The 19252-nt window shown below is 43.6% G+C and carries 15 protein-coding genes; 11 read left to right on the top strand and 4 right to left on the bottom strand.

Features of this window, described 5'->3' with window-relative positions:
- Positions 1-98: 98 nt before the first annotated feature.
- Together IEW76_RS08710 and IEW76_RS08715 are read right to left on the bottom strand one after the other, a co-directional pair.
- Complete coding sequence (locus tag IEW76_RS08710; RefSeq protein WP_188652891.1) at positions 99-926, bottom strand: FixH family protein; 828 nt, start codon at positions 924-926, stop codon at positions 99-101.
- A 36-nt stretch (positions 927-962) separates the two neighbouring features.
- Positions 963-1526 (bottom strand): DeoR family transcriptional regulator, encoded by a 564-nt coding sequence (locus IEW76_RS08715; RefSeq protein WP_188652893.1) that lies wholly within the window; start codon positions 1524-1526, stop codon positions 963-965.
- 378 nt (positions 1527-1904) lie between these two features.
- On the opposite strand from IEW76_RS08715, the gene IEW76_RS08720 reads away from it, so the two are divergent.
- Together IEW76_RS08720 and IEW76_RS08725 are read left to right on the top strand one after the other, a co-directional pair.
- Positions 1905-2450 (top strand): REP-associated tyrosine transposase, encoded by a 546-nt coding sequence (locus IEW76_RS08720; RefSeq protein WP_188652895.1) that lies wholly within the window; start codon positions 1905-1907, stop codon positions 2448-2450.
- 122 nt (positions 2451-2572) lie between these two features.
- Positions 2573-3919, top strand: a complete 1347-nt coding sequence (locus IEW76_RS08725) for a DUF2252 domain-containing protein (RefSeq protein ID WP_188652897.1) — start codon at positions 2573-2575, stop codon at positions 3917-3919.
- 222 nt (positions 3920-4141) lie between these two features.
- Here IEW76_RS08725 and IEW76_RS08730 read toward each other — a convergent pair whose 3' ends face one another.
- Positions 4142-7417 (bottom strand): DEAD/DEAH box helicase, encoded by a 3276-nt coding sequence (locus tag IEW76_RS08730; RefSeq protein WP_188652899.1) that lies wholly within the window; start codon positions 7415-7417, stop codon positions 4142-4144.
- A gap of 369 nt (positions 7418-7786) precedes the next feature.
- On the opposite strand from IEW76_RS08730, the gene IEW76_RS08735 reads away from it, so the two are divergent.
- From IEW76_RS08735 to IEW76_RS08775, 9 genes are all read left to right on the top strand, one after another.
- Positions 7787-8779 (top strand): ABC transporter ATP-binding protein, encoded by a 993-nt coding sequence (locus IEW76_RS08735; protein ID WP_188652902.1) that lies wholly within the window; start codon positions 7787-7789, stop codon positions 8777-8779.
- Positions 8776-9765 (top strand): ABC transporter ATP-binding protein, encoded by a 990-nt coding sequence (locus tag IEW76_RS08740; protein ID WP_188652904.1) that lies wholly within the window; start codon positions 8776-8778, stop codon positions 9763-9765. The genes IEW76_RS08735 and IEW76_RS08740 overlap by 4 nt, the downstream gene beginning before the upstream one ends.
- A gap of 45 nt (positions 9766-9810) precedes the next feature.
- The gene (locus tag IEW76_RS08745; RefSeq protein ID WP_188652906.1) at positions 9811-11436 is read left to right on the top strand and encodes an ABC transporter substrate-binding protein; all 1626 of its coding nucleotides are present in this window, start codon (positions 9811-9813) and stop codon (positions 11434-11436) included.
- Positions 11437-11511: 75 nt separating this feature from the next.
- Positions 11512-12516, top strand: coding sequence for an ABC transporter permease (locus IEW76_RS08750; RefSeq protein WP_188652908.1), 1005 nt, complete (start codon positions 11512-11514; stop codon positions 12514-12516).
- A gap of 17 nt (positions 12517-12533) precedes the next feature.
- Positions 12534-13439: an ABC transporter permease gene (locus tag IEW76_RS08755; protein WP_188652910.1), complete on the top strand. Its 906-nt coding sequence runs from the start codon at positions 12534-12536 to the stop codon at positions 13437-13439.
- Positions 13440-13555: 116 nt separating this feature from the next.
- Positions 13556-14146, top strand: coding sequence for a DUF6305 family protein (locus IEW76_RS08760; protein ID WP_188652911.1), 591 nt, complete (start codon positions 13556-13558; stop codon positions 14144-14146).
- 76 nt (positions 14147-14222) lie between these two features.
- Entirely contained in the window at positions 14223-15575 is a 1353-nt protein-coding gene (locus IEW76_RS08765; RefSeq protein ID WP_188652913.1) for a sensor histidine kinase, read from the top strand.
- Positions 15559-16161 carry a response regulator gene (locus IEW76_RS08770; RefSeq protein ID WP_188652915.1) on the top strand — a complete coding sequence of 201 codons (603 nt, stop codon included), beginning with the start codon at positions 15559-15561 and terminating at the stop codon, positions 16159-16161. Before IEW76_RS08765 ends, IEW76_RS08770 begins: the two co-directional genes overlap by 17 nt.
- A gap of 246 nt (positions 16162-16407) precedes the next feature.
- Positions 16408-17157 carry a hypothetical protein gene (locus IEW76_RS08775; protein ID WP_188652917.1) on the top strand — a complete coding sequence of 250 codons (750 nt, stop codon included), beginning with the start codon at positions 16408-16410 and terminating at the stop codon, positions 17155-17157.
- 118 nt (positions 17158-17275) lie between these two features.
- Here the strand turns inward: IEW76_RS08775 and IEW76_RS08780 are convergent, their stop codons facing one another.
- Positions 17276-19069, bottom strand: coding sequence for a glycoside hydrolase family 66 protein (locus IEW76_RS08780; protein WP_188652920.1), 1794 nt, complete (start codon positions 19067-19069; stop codon positions 17276-17278).
- Positions 19070-19252: the final 183 nt, after the last annotated feature.

The raw sequence follows: 19252 nt of genomic DNA on the forward strand, positions 1-19252 counted from the left end.
GTGCTGTGAAGGAACAGAGGGTGCCAGACACCCTTTAGTCTAGTGATGGAGTGAAGAAATTGAAAAGGCAAGCCTTTTTGAGGCTTGCCTTTTTCGTGTTATTGGACGTTGATGGTTTTTTCTTTGTGGTCGTGCAGATCGCCCTTCTGGTAGTGGAGCTTGACGTGATAAGTAGCGGTTTCATCGAATGTATAAGATGCATGGTATTCACCGTCTTTTGGCTCAGTAGCATCGACATAGTTGTGTTTCTCACTGTCTTTTTTCCAAATCTCAAACTGCACTTCGGCATCTTTAAATGGTGCTTCGTCTTGCTGCAAATGACCTTTAATGGTTACTTCTTCGCCTGCTTTCACTGTTTGCGGAAGCATAATGTGGGCCATGACATTTGTTCCATGACCATGCTCATGCCCAGTTGATTCTTCGCTCTCGTCATGCTCATGTCCTTCTTCAGACTCTGAATGGGAATCCTCTCCCTCAGCATTTTCTTCTATTTCATCTGGATTCACATCACCTACAACAATTTCTTTCTGAGGCATGTTATGCATACCGCGAGCAGTGACGTGTGAAATGACGTAATATACTCCTGGTTCTTCTACCGTTTTCTCCAGGATATAGTTTCCGTTTTCGGTGAAATCAGCATCAACTTCTTCGTGTTCTTCACCTTTTTTCCAGAATTCAAAACGAACTTCTTCGGCGTCGTTCACTTCTTCTTCACCGAAAGTAACGGCAGCTTGAATGGTGAACGGCTCTCCTGGTTCTATATTTTCACTTGTCGGATCGGTGGTTAGATCAACATTTAGCATTTTAATTTCTTCATCATCAGAGGAGGATTGGCTATCGTTATCCCCATTGCTTTGTCCCCCGCATGCTGCAAGAAGCAAGATGGAGAACGTAAGGAAAATAAGTCCAAAATGTCGTCTTCTCATATAAATGCATCTCCTTAAAATAGTTATAAGACAGGCTTAATGGCAACTGCCCATTTTGACGTGTATCATTTGCAGTGCTTCATCAAATGAACACAGCTTGCCTCCAAATCCTTTTTTGAATTTTAGAGCATGTTCCTTTGTTTCAAATGGTAAGACTTGTGGTTGGCAACATCGCAAAGGTAACTCGGAATCTACAATGTAAGTAGCTTTAATGGCACTAATTGTAGTTTGAAGCAGAGTATCTTTGCAAAGAATTTGTGTTACCTCGCCTCGTGCATGTTCATATCTTAAAAGCCCGCAATGCATACAGCACGTTTTTTCCATTGGTTGATCTCTCATGAAAAGTTGTACGGATTGTTGCTGTCCATTATGTTTGTGACAGAACGAGCAGTAATTCGTGTCTGTATGGGATGGCGACGGAGGAGCTAGTGCGAAACCATTTGAAGTTTTCACAACTTCTTTACGATCGAGTAAAGGCTTCAAATCACGGTATATGGTCATCTCAGAAACTCCGAGTCTCGTGCTCACATCGCTAACCCTAAGTGATTCTTCTTTATCTAGCCATTCTTTGATTTTCTTCAATCGATCAACAGGTAGCATAGCGATCCTCCTTCTTTAGCATCTACGTTAAATCATAGTCATGTAAGGAATGAATTACAACCTACCTAATGATAAAAAATGTGACAAAATGATGATGATTAACAAAGTTATCACATTTGCTGCTGTGACCTTGTAAAGCAATGAAGCGTGCCAGGCACCCTTTAGCGCAATGCAGTGAAAGAGCGTGCCAGACACCCTTTAGTGCAATGCAGTGAAAGAGCGTGCCAGGCACCCTTTAGTGCAATGCTGTAACAAAGGGTGCCTGGCACGCTTCAGGCTTTTAGTGTCATAAAGTGTTTGTGTTTTTTTAGGGGGAGGGAGGATTTTTCTTTATGAATGGTTAATGTAGTTAGGTGTGAATAGAAGGGAGGTGAGAGTATGGGACGTAATAATCGAACGTGGCATCCTGGGGCGATGTATCACATAACTGCTAGGGGAAATCGAAAGCAGAAGGTATTCAGGGATGAGCGTGACCTTAAACAATACATGCGCTATGTGGCGGTGGCGAAGGAATCGTATCCGTTTCATTTATATGCCTACTGTTTAATGAACAATCATGTTCATCTTTTGATTGAGCTAATAGATGTTCCACCTGGTGTGATCATGCAGTCAATCCAAAGTAGATATGCCCGTTATTTTAATGATCGGCATGACGTAAGCGGTCATTTATTTCAAGGACGGTACAGAGCGGAGTTTATCGATTCAATTTTTTACTTCCTCTTCTGCAGCCGCTACATTCATAGAAATCCTGTAGAGGCGAACCTCGTAAGTTCCCCTGAAGACTACCGATGGAGCAGTTATAATGCTTACATCACGCAGCATAACCCCTATCAAATTAACACTTCTAAAACGCTAAAGTATTTCCAAACCCCGCATTTGACTTATCATCAGTATGTAACACACAAGCCATCCAAAACCCTTTAGCAGAGTAAAGCGTGCCAGGCACCCTTTAGTGCGTAGCCGTGGTAAAGTCACCAGCTTTTGCCTAGTTTTGGTTTACGGAGTGAGGGGAATGTTTCACAATAGGTAAAAAAGGAGGTAGAGGTATGGTTCAACATTCTGGTGAACGTATAAAAGATACAAAAAAATATTTACGCAAGCAGACGTTGCATACGATTTTGGAGCAGTTTGATGGCTATTTAATGAACTTGAGTAAAACGGATCGTAAGGTGAAGTATAACAAGATGAAGCAGGATCCTTATAGCTTTTTCAGAGGTAGTGCGTACTTGTTTTACTATGATGTAACAAACATTCCGTTTAGCTACCATACGCCGGATGATAAGCCTACGTGGATTATGGGGGACCTTCATTTTGACAATTTTAGTGCTTTCCAAAATGAGAGCGGTGAAATTGTTTTTGACGTAGATGATTTTGACGAAGGGTACCTTGGTTCCTACCTCTACGATGTATTACGCATGGTGGTCAGTATCCGGTTGTTTGCTGAACAGCAAGGTTTCGACAAGGAAGCTCAAGATGATCTCGTGGAGAAATACTTGAAAGCTTATTACAAACAAATGAACAAGTTCGTAAAAGGTGATGAAGATCCTGTTACGACTCGTTTCACTGTAGATCATACGAAAGGGCCGATCAAGAAGGCTCTTAAGAAGCTTGAGGAACGCCAGGCTACCCATGAATTAGATAAACAAACAACATTTGATGCTGAGGGAAATCGTGTTTTCGACCGGGAAAAAACGAAGCTCGACTCAGTTTCTAATAACGAGTATAAAGAAATTGTGAAGATATGGAATATGTACTTGGAGAGTTTGGCAGAAGAGAGCTTTCAGAGTAATGAACACTATGATATTAAAGATATCGTCAAGAAAAAGGGCGCAGGCATTGGCTCAACTGGATTGAAGCGTTTCTATATATTGATTGAAGGCCAGCATGATAATGAGCATCATGATGACATTATTTTAGAGGCAAAAGAAGCGCGTGCGCCGATTCCAGCTTACTTCTTCCCGTATGATGAAGATTTTTGGCAATCCAATAAACAACAAGGGAAGCGGGTCATCACTACTCAACAAGCGATGCATCACATGTCTGACCCGTATTTAGGTTACTTTACGATGCAAAACCGCGACTTTTATGTGCGTGAGCGCTCCCCTTATGAGAAAGATCTAAAGGAAAAGCACTTACAAGAGCACAAAGAAGTGAAGAGAACGGTTAAGACAATGGGTAAAATTTCAGCAAAAATTCACGCTAGAGCAGATACGGACCTTAAGCACGGGTTCTTAGATTATCACAGTGAAAAAGCTATAGTGAATGCAATTGGTGAAGATTTTGATGGCTTTGCTAAAGAACTCAACATTTGGTCTGAGTTCTACAAAAACCGTGTCTACGATGACTTTGAATACTTCAAAGAATGGTTAGACGAATACTTCTATAAAAAATAAAACAAAAGGCCTGTCGCACTCATCAACGAGAGCGGCAGGCCTTTTCTAATTCACCGTATTGAAGGGTGCCAGACACCAAGCATTGCTTTAGAGCGCTAAAGGGTGCCAGACACCAAGCATTGCTTTAGAGCGATAAAGGGTGCCAGACACCAAGCATTGCTTTAGAGCACTGAAGGGTGCCAGACACCAAGCATTGCTTTAGAGCAATAAAGAGCCGGTGGCTTAGATGGATAGGATTTCGCGGATGTCGTCTTCGGATAGGGCGGTGAGGTTGCCTTCTCCGGACTGGATCAGCGTGTCGAATAGGTCTTGTTTTTTCTCTTGCAGGGACTGGATTTTCTCTTCAATGGTCCCTTGAGCGATCATTTTGACGACTTGGACAGATTTTTTCTGCCCTATGCGGTGGGCGCGGTCTGCTGCTTGTTGCTCAACAGCTGGGTTCCACCATAAGTCATAGAGGACAACTGTATCTGCCCCTGTCAGGTTTAGTCCGGTTCCTCCGGCTTTTAGCGAGATAAGAAACACATCGTGTTCCCCTTCGTTGAAGCGGGTGGCCATTTTCACACGATCTTGTGATGGTGTGGAACCGTCTAGGTAAAAGTAGGTGAGATTCTCTTCCTCAACCACTTTAGCAATTAAGCCAAGCATCGATGTGAACTGAGAGAAAATGAGCATTCGTTGGCCGTTGGCGTGAGCTTCTTGAATGAACGTTCGGAGCTCTTCAAGCTTCCCTGAGTCCCCTTGATAGTTTTCCATGAATAAGGATGGGTGACAGCAAATCTGGCGCAAACGCGTTAAGTTGCTTAAGATTTGCATGCGATTTGCTTGGAAACCATCGCCTTGTAACTGGGACTTCGTCTGACGCTGCACCTCGTTCAGATACCCTACATAAAGTTGACGCTGTTCTTTTGTTAACTCTGTATAGCGGACCGTTTGAATCTTATCTGGAAGTTCTTTCAGGACTTCCTTCTTCGTTCGGCGTAGCACGAATGGTGTGATCTTCTTCTGTACCATACCTTGATGAAGGTTCTTGAACGTCTTTCGATCATACAATAACCCAGGCATAACGACAGAGAAGAGGGACCATAGCTCCTCAGCGCGGTTCTCAACAGGAGTACCTGTTAGGGCAAAAGCTGTTTCGGCACGAACCCCTTGGATCGCTTTATACGTTAAGGACGTGTGGTTTTTAAATGACTGAGCCTCATCAAGAAGCATCCCTTGAAAGTAATACGGCTTGTATTGCTCCACATCCCGACGGATCATCGAGTACGATGTAATGATCAAATCGACACCGCTCAAGTCCTCAATAATGGCATTACGCTCCTGCTTAGAGCCTGCCACGACGCGGATGTTAAGGTCTGGTGTGAACTTCTTCGCTTCTTGTTCCCAGTTATAAATGAGAGAAGCCGGAGCGACAACAAGGAATGGATGAGCGTCAGGGCGCTCTTCCCGGCCGGCTACGATATACGCTAGACCTTGAAGCGTCTTCCCAAGTCCCATTTCATCTGCTAGTACGCCGCCGAAACCATGTCGGGATAAGGCGCGAAGCCATTGAAAGCCTCGTAGCTGATAGTCGCGGAGGTTCGCCTGTAACTTGTCTGGTGGCGTTTCATTTAACGTTTCCGGACTTTTTACGGTCTCAATTAATTTTTGGAACGCTTCACTTTGTTTCACACCTGTTGACGTGTCCACCTGGAGTGCACGGTAATTCGGTAAATGCATCACGCCATCGTGAATATCATTCCCATCGAGGTCTAGGTCTTCGAAAAGATTACGAGTGTTATCCCAGGCATCGTCCTCAAGCGATAAGATCTTCCCGTTACTAAGCTGGTGATAATCTTCTTTTGCTTTCAATGAACGGAATAACTGCTGAATATCATCGTCGGTTAAGTCGTCTGTTGGAAAACGTACTTCGAACCACCCGTAGTTCTCGTCAACATCGAGAGAAACGGGTACCTCTTCAGGGAGGCTGCTGTACATTTCATCGACTTCAGGTGCTTTGTACACATCTGCGCGCTTTTCTAGCTCGGGTAAGATCCGGTAGAAAAAGCGACCCAGGTTTTGACTGCCACTTAAGGAAAGAACAGACCCATTCCAGTGGAAATTTGCTTGCTCGATTAGGTTCATAATCTGCCGTTCTTTTTTCATATTACGGGACAGAAGTTGTTCGGATTCCTCTCTACCGCCTGTAAATGGGTTGATCGTTTCATCACCATAATGGAACTCAAGATCCGCCCGCAAGCTTCCGTCCTGCTCATTTAGATACATAACAGGTGCCAGGTCATAGCGTTTGATCTGACTCGTTATTCCGTTGTCCACTTGGAGGAGATTATGAGCTTCTAAAATAGGAAACACCGTTCCTGCGAGTTGCTCAATATGCTCCCGGTCAAAAAGCTGGCGATTGGAGCTTTGTTCTCGTAAATGGTGGAAAAGCGGAAGAACCGTTGGCCGTAAGGAGTCGCTAATTTTATAAACGAGCTCATCTTTATATAGGTAAGGAGCCGTTCCGATCGGTTGTGCTAAGAATCCATTATCTGCAATGGAAAGTGAGAAATAATCGCCTTCTTTTGATAAGAGAAAGCTTTCAGGAAATGTATTGTGCGCAACTTTAAATGGAATCTCTGATTTATGGTGCTTCAGCACAACGGAGTCACAGTTTTCAAAAAGACTCAGTAGCTCTGTCAGAAATTGATCTGGAATTCGGATTGTTTTCTTAGAGCTGCTTGAACGGTAGAAATCATTCTCAGCGTATATTTGCTGGCTTTTTACTAGAGGATAAAGCTTCTCTAAAACGGCTGCATCCTCAGGGGCCATAATCTGCTGTTCCGGATCGTACGTATAATATTGTGTGAAGTAAAGGGGTTCCTGTTCGTACCATGCATCAATGAACTCAGCGAGGTCTTTGACGACGTAAAGTCTTGAGGTTCCTGCTTTCATGGAAAGCTCAACGCTGTCTCGCTGTGCGAAGCGGGAAGCGATATTCTCAAGCTCAAATTGCAAGTAGAGGGGTTCTTTAGAAGACTGGAAGAGACCAGCTTCGTCCTCTTCATTCGCCATATAATCCATGAGTTCATCGACAAAAGATGAAGCAAGGTTCAACTGCTTCGTCGTGTCTGTTGCAGATGGCTGAGCAAAAATGCCACGGTCTGTGAGAGAATCATTCTGTTTGTTCCACACGGTGGTGTTATTCGTGTAACGATCGATTGTCTCAAGCAAAGCTGCGACCATATGTTTACACATTGCCTGTCCATCTGCGTAGGCAGGACAAGTACAGCGGCCACGCTCGTAATTTCCATATTGAGTGGAAAACGTAAGATGAACTTCATAATCCTCTATACGGCTACCTTCTACAGTCGCATGTACGAATGTGCGATTTGGGTCCGTTCCTACATAACGATTGATATTCTTTACCAATCCATCCTGATAATAATTCGCACCACGCTGATAGGTTAACCAACCGCTTAGTTCCAACACTTCCGTCGATGTAATATCAATCATCAAAAAGACTCCCTTTCTAACCATGAACGTACTTATACAATACTGCCATTGTACCGCACAACCCACCCCCAACACAAAACTCCTCTCCTCCCTTTTGTGCAGTAAAGCAATGAACCGTGCCAGACACCCATTAATGCTGTGCAGAACTAAAGCGTGCCAGGCACCCATCAATGCTGTAGAGCGCTAAAGGGTGTCTGGCACGCTTTGGTTGTTTAGTGTGGTAACGTGTCATAATTTTGTCATATTATTTTTGAGAAATATGAGAAAAAGGTCGAATGGGGTTTAATGTTCGCTATAATAAGCAACATAAGTTTTCAATAATTTCTGAATTTACTGATTTTTTTCCTTTTCCGAATAGGAGGGATTGCGATGGAACAGGAACCTATACTTTCGGTTAGCAATTTGCATACACAATTTCATACAAAGTCCGGCATTGTTAAGGCTGTGGATGGTGTGAGTTTTGACATCAGACCTGGCGAGACACTTGGTATTGTTGGAGAGTCTGGGTCTGGTAAGAGTATTACCGCCATGTCGATTATGCGACTGATCAAAGACCCAGGGAAGATCGCCAAAGGTGACATTATGTTTAAGGGAGAAAGTCTTCTTTCAAAGTCTAATAGGGAAATGCGCGCGATCAGAGGGGACCGCATCTCGATGGTGTTCCAGGATCCGATGACTTCACTGAATCCTGTGTTCACAGTTGAGAAGCAGATGGTTGAAACGATACGGGCTCACCGAAACGTTTCGAAAAAGCAAGCGGTCGATCGTGCAGTAGAGCTCCTAGATCTTGTTGGGATTCCTTCTGCTAGAAGTCGATTAAAAAGTTATCCACACGAGTTCAGTGGGGGTATGAGGCAACGGGTTATGATCGCTCTTGCGTTATCGTGTGATCCTGAAGTCTTAATTGCCGACGAGCCAACGACAGCGCTTGATGTAACGATTCAGGCCCAGATCTTAGAGTTGCTTCAGCGACTACAGAAAGAGCTCGGAATGGCGATTATTATGATCACCCATGACCTTGGTGTAGTGGCTGAGGTGTGTGAGCGAGTGATGGTGATGTACGCCGGCAAGCCAGTTGAGTTTGCCCACGTTCATGAGCTGTTTGATCATCCTAAGCACCCTTACACATGGGGGTTAATCGGATCGATCCCGAAGATCGTGAAAGAAAAAGTCCGACTCGAACCGATTCAAGGACTTCCACCGGATCTAAGAGCATTACCTAAGGGATGTAGTTTCGCACCTCGTTGCAAACACGCGATGGATCAATGCCTCGAGGTCGACCCAGCGCTTCTTGAAGAATCCGATAACCACCACGTACGCTGCTTGTTATATGAAGAGAAAGAAAAGGTGGTGACGTCATGACAACACTTTTGGAAGTTAACAATTTAAAAAAGCACTTCCCAATCAAAGGGGGCGGCATCATCCCTCGTAAAGTGGGTGCTGTTAAGGCCGTAGATGGTGTTTCTTTTAAAGTTCGTAAGGGTGAAACGCTTGGTCTTGTTGGGGAGAGCGGATGTGGAAAGTCAACGACAGGTCGCTCCATTCTTAATCTTATCAACCCTTCAGAAGGAGAAGTGTTGTACAAGGGTCAGGATATATCAAAGCTTAAGGGAGAGAAACTCCGTAAGCTTCGTCAGGATATCCAAATTATTTTCCAGGACCCATACGCATCACTGAACCCGCGCATGACGGTTGAACAAATTATTGAAGAGCCTATGAAGGCCTTTAACATTCCGAAAAAAGAGCGTGCCGAAAAGGTGGAGTATTTCCTTAATAAAGTTGGACTCAGTTCTTACCATAAACATCGTTATCCACACCAGTTTAGTGGTGGACAAAGACAGCGTATCGGAATTGCGAGGGCATTGACGGTGAATCCGGAGCTCATTATTTGTGACGAACCCGTCTCAGCGCTTGATGTGTCGATTCAAGCACAAGTTGTTAATTTAATGGAAGATCTGCAGAAAGAGTTTGACTTAACCTACATATTTATCGCTCACGATTTAAGTGTCGTGCATCACATTAGTGACCGTGTCGCTGTGATGTATCTTGGTGAAATTGTTGAGGTTGGGGAAGTGGACGAGCTGTACTCAAATCCGAAACATCCTTATACACAAGCCCTATTATCAGCAATACCAGAGGCGAATCCTCATAAGAAGAAAGAGCGCATTATGCTAGAAGGGGATTTACCTAGCCCTTCTAATCCGCCAGAAGGGTGCAAATTCCACACACGCTGTCCGTTTGCAGAAGAGCAGTGTCGGGTGAAGCATCCTGATTTGAAGTCAGTTGCAGCGGGGGATCACCAAGCTGCTTGTCATTTGGTGAAAGAAGTTGTGGAAGAGCCTGTTTAAGGCTTAAAGCATACATTTTTTATATTAAATAAGGGGGTACCATGGATGAAACAACATTTACTTAGGACGCTTCTAGGCGTAGCACTGTTAACTCTATTAGTAGTAGCAGGGTGTAGTGGAGACGATCAGGCGTCCACGGACAATGAAGAAAGTGGCGATGATACAGAAAGTTCCGAGAACGAGGACAACACACTTGTATTTGCTAGAGGAGCTGATTCTCAGCAGTTAGACCCTTCAAAGGTAACCGATGGTGAGTCTCTATATGTTACGCAGCAGATTTATGACACGTTAGTCACTTACAAAGAAGACGGTACAGAAGTGAAACCTGGTCTTGCTACCGAGTGGGAAGTAAGTGATGACGGGAAAAAGTATACGTTCCAGCTTCGTGAAGACGTGAAGTTCCATGATGGTACAGACTTCACAGCAGAAGATGTTGTGTATAACTTTGACCGTTGGGTAGAAACGGATGATTCGATTTACTTTGGGTATATGTTTGGTGGTTCTGAAGAAGACCCGAACGGATTCCTAAAGTCTGTTGAAGCAACAGGCGATTATGAAGTAACGTTCACGCTAGATAAACCAAATGCGCCGTTCATTTATACGCTAGCGATGCCTCCATTTGGAATCGCAAGTCCTGATGCTGTAGATGAGCATGGTGAGAACTACTTTAAAAATCCGGTTGGAACAGGACCTTTCACGTTTAACTCATGGTCTAAAGGTGACAAGATTACTCTTGATAAAAACGAGGACTATTTTGGTGATGTAGCCCAAGTTGACCAAGTTGTATTCCGTGTTATTCCTGATAACGGTGCTCGTTACTTAGAGCTTCAATCTGGTTCGATCGATATGATGAAAGGGTTAAATCCACAGGATATTTCAGGTGCAGAAGGCAATGAAGATCTTCAAGTATTCCGTCGTCCATCCATGAACGTTGGGTACATGGCGATGAACACAGATCAGGATGGCCCAATGGCAGATCCTAAAGTGCGAAAAGCGATCAACCTAGGTGTTGATAAGAAAGAACTACTTACTCTTTTTGAAGGACTTGGAAAAGACGCGAAGAACCCAATGCCGCCAAGCTTATGGGGATACAACGATGATGTAGAACCATATGGCTATGATCCTGAAGAAGCGAAGAAGCTACTTGCTGAAGCGGGCTACGGTGACGGCTTAGACGTTACGCTTTACGCGATGTCTAACCCACGCCCTTACTTGCCACAGCCAAAACTAACGGCTCAAGCGATTCAGCAAATGCTTAAGAAGGTTAATGTAAATGTTGAGATCGTTGAGAATGAATGGGAAACACACCAGACGAAAACGCAAAACGGCGAGCATGACATGGCTTTCTTAGGTTGGACTGGTGATAACGGCGATCCTGATAACTTCTTATATGTATTGCTAGATAAAGATAATGCTAAAAAAGGTTCTGCAGGAAATATCGCTTTCTATAAAAATGATGAAATCCATGACCTGTTAACACAGGCGCAAGTGGAACAAGATCAAGAAAAGCGCGCGGAACTATATAAAGAAGCTCAGAAAATTATCCATGATGATGCACCTTGGCTGCCAATCGCTCACACCACACCACCGATTGCAGCGAAGAACAACATCGAAGGATATGTACCACACCCTACAGGTACTGAGAAATTCAATCACATTACATTACCTTAAAAAGAAGCAATGGCCTGTTCCTCGTGTTTAGAGGGACAGGCACCTTTTACTAAATAAGAAGAGGAGGGGTGTAGGATGGTTAGTTACATTGTTCGAAGATTTTTGATGACCATTCCTGTTTTACTTGGCGTCTCGATCCTGGCGTTTTCACTTATTCATATGATACCAGGGGATCCAGCGCGAAGTATGCTAGGAAGCAAGGCGAACGAAGAGCAGTTGATGCAGCTTCGTGAAGAACTACGGTTAAACGATCCGTACATCGCTCAATATGGTAGTTTCCTAGGTGATCTTACAACTGGAGATCTTGGAACTTCCGTTAAATCAAAAGAACCCGTAGCTGAAGAGTTGCAAAATCGTTTGCCAGCCACCGTTGAGCTCAGTTTATTCGCGATGCTTCTTGCTACTGTTATTGGGGTTCTAGCAGGTGTCATTGCTGCTGTTAAACAATATTCATGGTTTGATAACTTAAGTATGACGGGGGCCTTGCTTGGGGTCTCGATTCCGATTTTTTGGCTTGGACTTATGATGATCTGGTTGTTCTCGGTTAAATTGCAGTGGCTGCCTGCTTCTGGTCGCCTTTCTACTGGAACAGAGCTTGAAACGATTACGAATTTCTTTTTACTAGATAGCATTCTAACGTTGAACTGGGAAGCTTTCAGTGATGCTTTTGTTCACTTGTTAATGCCTGGCATTGCACTTGGTACGATTCCGATGGCGATAATTGCTCGTATGACTCGTTCAAGTATGCTTGAAGTGATGAATCAAGATTACATACGAACTGCTGATGCAAAAGGGTTAGCAAGTTACCTGGTTGTTTTCCAACATGCGCTAAAGAACGCGTTCTTACCTGTTCTGACGGTTATTGGATTACAGTTTGGTTTCCTTTTAGGAGGGGCTGTCCTTACGGAAACAATCTTCTCCTGGCCTGGTGTTGGCCGTTATGTGTTGCAATCGATTCTCGGGCGTGACTACCCGGTTGTTCAAGGTACGATTCTGGTGATCGCGATCATGTTTGTATTCGTGAACCTGTTAACAGACATTATGTACAAATTCATCGATCCGAGAATCTCATTTGACTAAGAAAGGATGTGACCCTTATGCCAGTAGCAGAAGTGCAATCGGAAGAAGAAAGCCGGATGGAGCAGGCAGATCCTAAAGAGATAAGTTTATGGAAAGATGCCTTCTCCCGTATTGTAAAAAGCAAAACGTCGTTGCTTGGTTTAATCATTATTACATTACTTATTATCATTGCGATATTTGCTCCTCTCATTGCGCCGTATCATCCGATCGACGATGGAAGTGTCATTGACCGGTACCAACCTCCTTCTGGGGAGCACTGGTTAGGTACGGATGCCCTTGGGCGAGATATTTTCAGTCGTATTGTACACGGGGCTCGAATATCGATCCAAATCGGTGTCATTGCAGTTGGGATCTCAGCCGTGGTGGGTATTCTTCTTGGTGGAATTTCTGGTTACCTCGGACGCTGGGTGGATATGATTGTGATGCGATTTATTGATATCTTAATGGCATTTCCAAGTATTCTTCTTGCGATTGCCATGGTTGCAGTGATGGGGAGAAGTCTTACGAATGCTATGATTGCAGTCGGAATTGTCGGTGTTCCGCAATTTGCCCGTATTGTGCGTTCGACGGTGCTTTCTGTTAAGGAAAAAGAATTTGTGGAAGCGGCCAGAGCGACAGGTGTGAAGAATGGTCGTATTCTATTCCGTCATGTACTGCCGAACTGTATGGCGCCGATTATTGTCCAAACCACGTTAAGTATCGGTACAGCTATTTTGGATGCAGCGGGTCTTAGTTTCCTTGGACTTGGTGCTCAAGGAGCAACGCCTGAGTGGGGAGCAATGTTGAAAGCCGGAGTCGATGCACTCCAGACGGCTCCATGGGTCGTAATGTTTCCTGGGCTTGCGATTCTATTAGTTGTATTAGGTTTTAACCTTCTTGGCGACGGACTTCGGGATGCCCTTGACCCGCGCCTGAGGCAATAGTGGCAAATTTCAAAAAATACATTTAATAACCACATGGATTCATGTACACTTTAGGATAAAGTTTGGCGAACTTTATCCTTTTTTATATGCGAAATAATGATACAGGGGGGGATCAGATGAAAAAGTACTCCATCGTCATCGCGCTCATCGTAGGATGTGTGGTGTTGATTTTGGTTCGATACCAAGACAGTTCCGAGGAAACATGGAATTCTTGGCCGAACCTCCCCGCACCGATTGGGAAAGAACCCATCCTCATAACGTCAGCAGGTCAAGCGATTGAAGGGAAAGTGTTCTCCTACATAGCTGAGGAATTAAATTTAGATGGAGATTATCGCCCTCGCGCATTAGCTACTGACTTATACGAATACAAGACGATGATTGTAGTGGTCGGATATAGTCCTCACGGCGTCCGCCAAACGTACAGGTCTTATAAGGAAGAGAAAGAGCGTGTAGAGAGCTTGTATGAAGAAGCAGAGGCGAGAGATACGCCGATTATCGTTGTCCAATTGAGTGGAGCTTCAAGGGAAGATGCTTACACATGGGAACTTTACAAAACTTCCATTCCCCATGCCGATTACGTCATTGGCCTGCAAGAATTAGAATACAATGAAGCCTTATTAGAACAAGCGCAACAATACTCCGTACCCGTAACACTCGTCGAAGACATAGAAGACATCAAAACCCCATTCAACTTAGCCTTCCGCTAAAACGCTTTCGTACAGTAAAGCGCTAATTGGTGTCTGGCACCGTTTCGTGCGGTGAAGCAATAAAGGAGGTGGGAAGATGGTTGGTTATGTGGTTGGTGGTGTGGTGTTGTTGGTGATAGGGATTTTGTTTCCGAGTTTAACGAAGGATTGGACGTCTTGGATTTATAATAATATTGAAGAGAGCTTGACGATGAGTGATAGCGGGAGTCTTTTAGTAACGGCATTGTCCTATGCATCCTGGTATTTTTTGATCTTTTATTGTATTTATCTTGGGAGTATGTTCGTTGCTTATGCGTTGTCTAAAAATCGTAGTTCACTTCTGTATCAAGGGTTGCTCGTTGTCTTTGTAATGGGAAGTGTGCATCTGTTTAATGTCATTCATCATGAACATTACTCCTATTCGATTCACTTAGGGCTGCTTGCGATTCTTTTGTTTTTACATAACTTTATCCCTGAGCAACGATACTTCTATAGCATGTTTAGCGTCATTCTTTTATTTTTGTTCTTCGCGGTCCAGTGGTTGAATATGGTGCCAGAGCTAACGGTCTTTGGCATAGGTACAGATGATTTTGCCGTCAGTATTAAGCTCGCTGACGAGTATTTAACAGACAATACGTTGTTTAGCACCCTTTCCGTTATTTTATTCGCAGGCTTCTTCCTCATTGCTGTGATTGTGACCACGATTCTTCATTTATTTAGTAAGCAAGTTACGATGACACGGAAGTACCAAAAGCAAACCGAGGAGCTTCAGCGTACACGTGGGGAACTATTTGAAACCAATGTTTATAAAGAGATTCATTCATTGGTTCACGATATGAAGACACCTCTTGTGACGGTCGAAGGGCTCGTGTCATTGATTGAGTTGAAGAATGAAGACAAGAAGGTGGAAGGATACTTCGATCGAATCTATGGATCGGTAGACAAGATGAAGGATATGGTATCTGAGATTTTGCATGAGGACACGAAGCGTGAGATGGAAGTTTCGGAAGTCATTCATTATGTAAGAAGTCACATTTCCATTGATGACGATTCTATCGATGTTTCAGTCGATGTAGAAGAAGAGCTGCCACCGATTCATGTGAATAAAATTCGGTTTTCACGGGCGCTATCCAACATGGTGGAAAACGCGATTCGATCGTTAAAAGAAACAGGAGGCACGCTCTCTGTTCAAGCGTATTCTTATGAAGATGGTGTGGCGTTCTCCATTCAAGACGATGGTCCAGGTGTAGACCCGAAGATTCTAGAGGAGATTTGGGAAGAAGGGTTTAGCACCAAACGTTCATCAGGGATTGGCTTGCCTTTTGTCAAAAGCGTGGTCGACCAGCATGGTGGCTCGATTGATATGAAGAGTACACCTTATGTGAAGACCCTTGTGACGGTTTATTTACCTGTTTATGTAGAGGAGGAAGCTTATGATTTTAGTCATTGATGATAATGAAGATATTCGTTTTACTGTACAGGAAATTTGCGAATTTGGAGGCTGGGAATCCGAAACAGCGATAAATGGGAAAGAGGGCGCCGAAGCGTTTGCGGCAGGGCGCCATCAGCTCGTTTTGGTTGATTATCACATGCCCGAATGGGACGGTATTCAAACGGTAAAAGCCATCCGTAAACAAGATCCCCATGTTCCGATTATAGTGCTTACTGTTGATGAGCGAATTGAATTATCAGAGTCCTTTATGAAAGAAGGGGCGAACGACTTTGCCCTGAAACCGATTAAAGCGGCTGATTTGTTATCGCGTATTAAGCTGAATTTGAAAATGGCTAAGCTCCAAGATGGAACTCAGACAGCCTTCATAGAAAAAGGGATAAACGAAGATACATTACGCCAGGTAAAATCATATCTCTACAATCAAAGCGAACCTCAGACAATCAATGAAATTCAGAAACATCTTCCCGTTTCCTATCAAACGGTTCACAGATACCTGAATTACCTCGTTGAAATGGGGGAGGTCGAGATTCAATCCCATTACGGATCTAAAGGACGCCCCAAAAACAAATACACACTACTTTAAACCAAGAGGGACAGATGACCTGTCCCTCTTTTATATGGTAAAGCACAGAAGCGTGCCAGACACCCTTTAACGGAGCACAAAGCTAAAGGGTGCCTGGCACGCTTCTGTGATGTGAAGTAGTAAAGGGTGTCTGGCACCCTGCGATGATCTAAAGGACTAAAGCTCGTCTTTCTTGTTGGGCTGTTAGGTATGAGGGTTAGGGAGTTTGGCTAGAATGGGTGGTAAAAAGGTAAAGGATCGATGTGTATGAGGCCGCGATTTGGGAGGTCCCTGTTTAGTCTTGCGCTACTGTTGTTTTTGGCAGGTATTACGATAAATGAAGATTTTTGGACTAGTTCTTCTACAGATGAAGACGAAACCGTAGCAGAAGAGGAAGCGAATGAGAGTCAAACGCGCTCATATAGTCATGATTTTCCTAAAGTGAGTCCGTTAGATCTAGAGGATGATCCAGGGATGGAATCGGACGCTTTGTCAGTCGTAGTGATTCAAGATATTAATGAACAGAAAGCGAACCTTGCGCTTTTGTCTTATAAACCGAACCAGCATACTGTGTTTGTCTCTAACGTAGAAGAGGTTGCTGCACAGAAATCCACGTCGAAAATGATTCAAAGCTTTGAAGACCAATTAGGCGGAAGTGTGGATTACTATGTTCGCGTCGATCAAGAATCTATGAAGGATATGATGGATCAAACGATGGAAAATCCGGCGATTCAAGAGGTTATGGCCAAAATGGCTGATGAAGGTGTCTCGTTAGAAAATCCAGAGAGTGTAGATGTAGCAGGGGTGATGAAGGATATGACCCAAATGTCTTTCCTTACGCTTCTTTCCTTAAAGCAACTCGCCACCGATTTGTCTAAACAAATGGATACGAACCTTTCGTTAGCAGAACTCCTAACTCTTCGTGATGAAATAGGGATGGATAACTTATTAAAGCCATTGCAAATCAAAGAAGGACCTTCCCTTGAATCCATTCCAACATTCAACCAGCACTTATAAAAAACGGTGCCTGACTCCCTTTAGTATGATAAAGGGTGCCAGACACCGTTTCTTGCGTTAACGCTGTAAAGCAACACCGGGTGCCAGGCACGCTTCATTGCTTTAGAGTGTTGTTGTACTAGTTGTATTCGAGGACGATCATGTCCCAGTATTTGATTTTGGGTATGGTGAGGGTTAGTTCGCCGTCTTCTTGGGTGAAGTTGAGTTTGGTTGGAAGGCCTTCATTCCAGTCTGGGGAGGCAATCCATACTTCGTCTACTTCTTTCTCTTCCTGAATGGTGACGGTTAGGTCGCCTTTTACGGAAGGTTCGGACTGGGTTCCGTTTGTATCGCGCCAATTCATATGAGTCGCATCAAAGTAATTCAAGAAATGGACGATCTTACGGTTTTCCTGCTTCTTCGCGAATGTGTAAATTTGTCCCTTTTCAGGTTGAGAAGTTAAGCGAACCCAATTCTCCGTTGTAATCTTTAACGGAGCTGATGTAACGCCATCACGTAAGACATTTTCGTATCCTACCATGAAGTCATAATAATGGACCATTTTGTCTTTTAGTTCATCAGACATCTCCAACTTATTATGAGGGAAGTATTCTTTCGAAAGCATGTGCTCTCCTAACTCCAGATGAGCACCGCCCTGAGCGAAAATCAGTGCATCGGTGTATAGAATACCAGGTGTATTAAACGTTCCTTCCTGGTCAGACTTGTCGTAGTTCATATAAGCTGCTAACACAGTGTTCTTCTTACCTTCAGAAAGCTTTTCGTTTTCTTTTAATACCTCGTTCAACTCTTCGTACGATTTAAACGGATTCCACAACTCTGTATACAAAAATGGGGCAGAGGAGTTGGCGATTTGTTTCTGGCCAAACTGATTGACAGCGTTCATGACAAGCTGTTTATCTTCGAATGTTTCATCAGCATTCGCCAAGAAGCCCTTAAACTCTTCGTCAAGAGCAACCGGGTCCCCATTGTAATCATACACATCGCCTCGATCTCCGAGCTGATCAATGTGCCATCCATCAAATGTTAAATGATCAAATACGGTTTGTTGCTGATCAAAAATGTAATTTTGCCAACTGCCATTAGCCGGGTTCGTTAAGTAAATGTCGCTTTTCCAGTCATCAGGAAGTTCATGAACAGCGTAGTTCTCTTGTTCCTGATCTTTGTATAAACGCCATTCTTTTTTTACCCCATCTTCTTCAGCTTCAGAGAGGGCGCCGTATAACAAATTGTACGACATCGCCATCATATTCTTGTTATGAGCTAAATCAATATAAGATTGAACCGTTCCATATGAGACGGGTTGGTTCGCAATATTTTCCCATGAGGAAAGGGGTTTGTCGTCTTCTAGCTTAAGTGGCTGGTGATGCTCGTCATGCCAATCATAAAACTGCAATCCATTAATATGATATCGGTTGAGCTGGTTGATGATCGACTTTTGCTCTTCTTCAGGTTTCTCGGAGAAATCAGACAAGAAACCGTAGCGAGGAAACTTATCCCATGAAGAAGAAACATCAAGTGCAATGGTTGAATTGCCTTCTTGGTTATGAAGAGGACTCACTTCAACATAATAACCTGTAAAATCTTCTTTAGGAGCTGTCCACTCCCAGCTGATCTCTTTTTCATCAACTTGGATGATCTTTTCATGAATAACGTCATTCAGATGATAATACGTAATCTTCATGTCTAAACTGTTCTTAGGTTTCTTAGAGAGTACAGCATCGAATTTGATCGGTTGGCCAGGTTTATACCTTGCTAGATTGGTTTCAATCGTGTCTACTGTAATGTCCGTAACGGGGGATTTTTCATTAGGGGGTTCAAATGTTTCGTCTTCGGACCATAGGAATCTTGCCGGTATAAGTAAAAGGATAAGAACACCTAGAAAAATAAGCGGCAAATAAAGTTTCTTTTTCATCCCATTCCCTCCTTTGTGTTCAAATTTTTTGAAAGAAAAAGACTAACAGGAAGGCCTGTTAGTCTTAAGATGGCTTTTACATTAGCATGATATGCTCCCTATAACACTTTACCATTTTTCAGATGTGAGTGGTACAGGCAATCCCTATACAATTCGCAAATCGTTCTAAGGGTAAGGGGGTGC

The sequence above is a fragment of the Pontibacillus salipaludis genome, from assembly GCF_014642405.1.
In the GTDB taxonomy this organism is placed as follows: domain Bacteria; phylum Bacillota; class Bacilli; order Bacillales; family BH030062; genus Pontibacillus; species Pontibacillus salipaludis.